At 62.3% G+C, this 4,764-nt stretch carries 2 protein-coding genes; both read left to right on the top strand.

The window, feature by feature from the left end; translation table 11 throughout:
• Positions 1-113 precede the first annotated feature (113 nt).
• On the top strand, positions 114-497 hold the full coding sequence (locus tag ACS5Q1_RS46665; protein WP_473104585.1) for an HD domain-containing protein: 384 nt from the start codon (positions 114-116) through the stop codon (positions 495-497).
• A 549-nt stretch (positions 498-1,046) separates the two neighbouring features.
• Positions 1,047-4,451 (top strand): AAA family ATPase, encoded by a 3,405-nt coding sequence (locus ACS5Q1_RS46660; protein WP_473104584.1) that lies wholly within the window; start codon positions 1,047-1,049, stop codon positions 4,449-4,451.
• The last annotated feature ends 313 nt before the right edge of the window (positions 4,452-4,764 follow it).

The raw sequence follows: 4,764 nt of genomic DNA, 5'->3' as shown, positions 1-4,764 counted from the left end.
ACGCTTATCGAAGGCGACGTGACGGGCTTGCATCCCTGCACCCGCTCTTGGCCACGTGGTCACCCGTGCACGAGGAAAATAGCACGATCTGACAAAAAGAGCTTGTCGAAAACATCCGTGAGATTGATGCCGGAGACGCACCGATCCACGCCACAGGCAAGGACAAAGCCGTGTTGGCACAAGAGGAACGTGCGGCAGCCGAGCGGATCTTTGGACTGCTGCCGCCCGAGCAAGGCCAGGAATTTCTCTCGCTGTGGCTCGAATTCGAAGCTGGCGAGACACCTAATGCGCGCTTTGCCAAGGCCCTGGATCGCCTTCAGCCGCTGCTTCTTAATACCTTAACTGACGGGGGCACATGGACAGAGAACGGCGTCTCTGAGCAACAGGTCATGGAACGTTACGGCCCAGCGATTGAGGGAGGCTCGGCCCTTTTGTGGCAAGTAGCGTCTACCTTGGTTCGGCAGCATTTCGGCAAGCATGCAACGGCGCAGCGTTAAAGCGAGAGCTGTTGAGACCGCGCTCTGCAACTCGTTCCAAAAGCGACTTTACCCGAATTCTTGCCACAAGCTTTTGACGGATATAGCACGGAACAGCCTCCACGTACGGAAGGTCTCAAATTGGCACTCCCCAGACCAAAGAGCTTGGCCCGCTTCGGCGGGAAAAGCCGACCTTCGTTGAAAGTTCGGAATGTGAAAGTTTGACCGAGCCTGTGTGAAAACGCTGACGAGCGACTCCTCGGAGGAACTTTATGTCTCGCAGGCTTTGATTAGGCGGGGAATCCTCGGTGCAGGCGCGCGAACTTGTACGAATAGCTCGCCGTCGTCGGCTTGGTTCGAGTTTTCACGCACTCTCGACCCAAACGGGACATTCCGAGGTTGACTTGCAGCATAAAGATAAGTTGTGCACCGCCCCTCCAGCTCCTCCTGCCGCCCCCTCGGTCTTGAGGCTCGATCATTCGGGACTGCGGTCCCGCGATGCCGCTCGATCCATGACCGCCCCAGGTGTACTCTCCTGACAAGCTGCGGCCTCTCGGCAGGAGACAGGACGTGGATGTCGCGGAGTGGCTACGGAGCCTCGGACTGACGCAGTACGAGCAGGCGTTCCGCGACAATGCCGTGGATGCCGAAACCCTGCCACGGCTCACCTCTGACGATCTCAAGGAACTCGGCGTTCACGCGGTCGGCCACCGCCGGAAGCTCCTGGACGCCATTGCCGACCTCAACGCCACTCCCATCCTTGCCACTGGGGGCGGGCTGAACTCCACCGAAAGAAGCGTGGCACAGTCGGCCTCACCGCCACCACTCCTCCCGTCAGGCGCGGAGCGGCGGCAATTGACCGTAATGTTCTGCGACCTGGTCGGATCGACGGCCTTGGCAAGTACGCTCGACCCCGAGGAATACCGTGCGATCCTCAGCGCCTATCACGGCACCTGTGCCGAAACGATTGCGAAGTTCGGCGGCTTTGTCGCGAAGTACATGGGTGATGGAGTACTCGCGTACTTCGGCTATCCGCAGGCCCATGAGGATGATGCCACCCGGGCCGTCCGTGCTGGGCTGGCCCTGACGGAGGACGTGACGCGTGTTGCCGCTCTGTCCGGCTTGGATCCATTGCGCGCTCGTGTCGGGATCGCAACGGGCCTGGTGGTGGTGGGTGACCTGATCGGCACAGGAGCAGCCCAGGAGCAGAGCGTCGTGGGCGAGACCCCAAACTTGGCGGCGCGGCTCCAGACCCTCGCACCGCCCGATGGGGTGGTGATCGCTCCAGCAACCCGGCGCCTCCTCGGGAGCGAGTTCAAGCTCGCCGATCTCGGTCTCCAGGATCTGAAGGGATTTGCCGAGCCCGTTGCAGCCTGGCAGGTGCTGGGCACGGCGGTCGTTGAGAGCCGCTTCGAGGCCCACAGCACGGGCGCCACGCCCCTGATCGGGAGAGCTGAGGAGCTTGGGCTGCTCGCGCAGCGCTGGGAGCAGGCCAGGAGCGGAGATGGTCAGGTGGTATTGTTGTCCGGTGAGGCCGGAATTGGCAAGTCGCGGCTTTCGCGTGAGTTCCGCGACACCTTGCAATCCGAGCCGCATGCCCGGGTGCAGTACCAGTGCTCGCCGTTCTTCAGTAGTTCCCCTCTGCACCCCTTCATCGAGCAGATCGAACGGGCCGCGGGCTTTCGAGAGGAGGAGACGCCCGAGGAACGGCTGGTGAAGCTGGAGGTCCTCCTGGCCCAAGTCACCGATGATGTCCCGGCGATCGCGCCTTTGCTCGCCACGATGCTGTCAATCCCCTGTGGGGATCGCTACGCCCTGTCCCCACATGATCCTCAACGGCAGAGAGAGCTGACCATTGAGGCCCTGATCAGGTATGTCCTTGGCCTGGCTCACCGGCAGCCGCTGCTCCTCCTGGTCGAGGATACGCACTGGGCTGATCCGACAACGCTCGAATTGCTGGATCAACTGGTCGACCGTATCGCCAGCAAGCACATCCTTCTCCTGGTCACCTTCCGGCCTGAGTTCGCAATGCGGTGGCACGGACGACGGCATGTCACCTATATCTCGCTCGACCGCTTGACGCGCCATGAGAGCACCGAGCTTGCGGAAGGGGTTGCAGGTGATACGGAGATGCCGGCCGAGGTGTTCCACCAGATCCTCGAACGGACTGACGGCGTGCCGCTCTTTGTCGAAGAGCTGACCAAGGCGGTGCTGGAGCGGGAATCCAGCGCTCGCTCGCGCGCCAACACCAGTGCGGCGGGCTCACAACCAGTTGCTGTCCCGGCCACCCTCCACGACAGCCTCATGGCCCGTCTGGACCGTGTTCCTGGCGCCAAGGCGGTTGCGCAGCAGGCAGCCGTAATCGGTCGGGAGTTCACCTACGACCTGCTTGCGGCGATCAGCCCGCAGGGTGTGTCCGATCTGCGAAGTGCCCTCCAGCAACTCGTCTCATCCGAATTGGTCTTCCCAAGCGGTGCCTCCCCGGGAGCGACCTATTCGTTCAAGCATGCGCTCGTGCGGGACGCCGCCTACGAGAGCTTGCTGAGGATCCGCCGACAGGAGCTGCACGGGAGGATCGCGGCCATTCTCGAACAGGACTCCCCCGATACGGCCAACCGGCAACCTGAGCTCATTGCGCATCATCTGATCGAAGCCCATCTTCCGGAGCGAGCCGTTCCTTATTGGCAGCGTGCTGCGGACAATGCCGCGCGCCGGCAGTCGCATCAGGAGGCAATCGCACACTGCATGCGGGGTCTCGAGATGGTGAGCCTGATCCCCGACCTGACGCGGCGCGACCGGCATGAGCTGCGGTTGCAGGTTCGCCTGGGAAACTCCGCCACCAGCGCAAAGGGCTATTCAGCCCCGGAGGTCGGGACAGCCTTGTACCGGGCGCGAGATCTTTGCTCGGAGCTGGGCGACGATCGACTGCTGCATCCCATCCTTGTCGGGCTCTATCTCTTTCATGCGAACAACGCTGAGCTTCGCACCGCAGAGAAGATCGGTCTCGAGCTCCTGGCGCTGGGTGATGCACGCAATGACCGCGTTCTCCGGGTCGATGGCCACAAGACTCTGCTGAACGCGCGCTACAAGCTCGGGAAGTTCGAGGAAGCGCAGGAGCATTTCGCGCAAGGGATGAGCTTCTACGAGGAGACCCCTTGGCCGGAGGCCTTGATCGAGCAGTTCGATGATCCCGGTCCGCACCTGCTGGTCATCGGCGGATGCGTGCTGTGGGTTCTGGGCTATCCAGACCGTGCCAGACGCGCCGTAGCCGATGCTATTGCCGTCGGCCACCGCGGCGGGCACCACCTGAGCACGGCCCACGCCGTCCTCATGTCCGGCCACTTGGCCGAGCTGATGGACGACTGGGAGGGAGTGCGGCGAGCCAACGAGACAACCATCGCTCTTACAATGGAATGGGGTCTCGTCGGGCTGCGGCAGCAAGTGGCTCGGCGCGAGCGTCTCGTAGCGGTGGCTCAACACTGCGACCCGGAGCAGATGGAGTACAAGCGCCAGCACCCGCAGCCGGGCTTTGCGCGTTCGCTGCACGACGGCGTGTTGGCGCGCGCCTACGGTCGTCAGGGTGTGCCCGAGGAGGGGCTTCAGGTAATTGAGGGATCCTTGGCCTGGACGGAGAAGACCGGCAGTCGGTTCTTCAACGCCGAGCTGCTCCGGATACGCGCCGGTCTGCTCCTGCTCATGCAGCGTACGGACGAGGCCGAATGCAGCTACCGTAATGCCCTAGAGGTCGCGCAGGAGCAGGGGGCTCGGATGTGGGAGCTTCGGGCCGCTTGTGATCTGGCTCAGATGCTCTGTGAGCGAGGGCGGGGGTCAGAAGTGCGTAATCTCCTTGCGGCGGTCTATGGCTGGTTCAGCGAAGGCTTCGATATTCCTGAGCTACGAAGGTCGAAAGCCCTGCTCGAGAGCCTGTCGCCCTCGCATATCCATGATAGCAGCATCGCGAGCAGAGATCCCTGACGCCAAGAACCGTCGCGCTGGCGATCGGAACAGTGAGACGGCTGATATTAAGAGATGAATGTCGGCTCCTGGCACGTTCCGGAAGCAGGACGAACATCCGCATTTGCGCGGTGTGCGGTCCTTCACGGGCCACCGCTCGCCATCACGCTTTACCACAGGGCTGACCAGACCCGGATTGATTTGGAGGATGGTGCTAGACTTCCCTGCGATCTGGATTCGGCGGACATTCCCGATGGAGCTGAAACATGAATGGTCAGTGGCAGTACCAATTGCGGATCTATCTGGCTGATGAGCTTGCTGAGGTAGCCCGCCG

The organism is Microvirga sp. GN3 (assembly GCF_055792825.1).
This window is presented reverse-complemented; position numbering and strand designations above follow the sequence as displayed.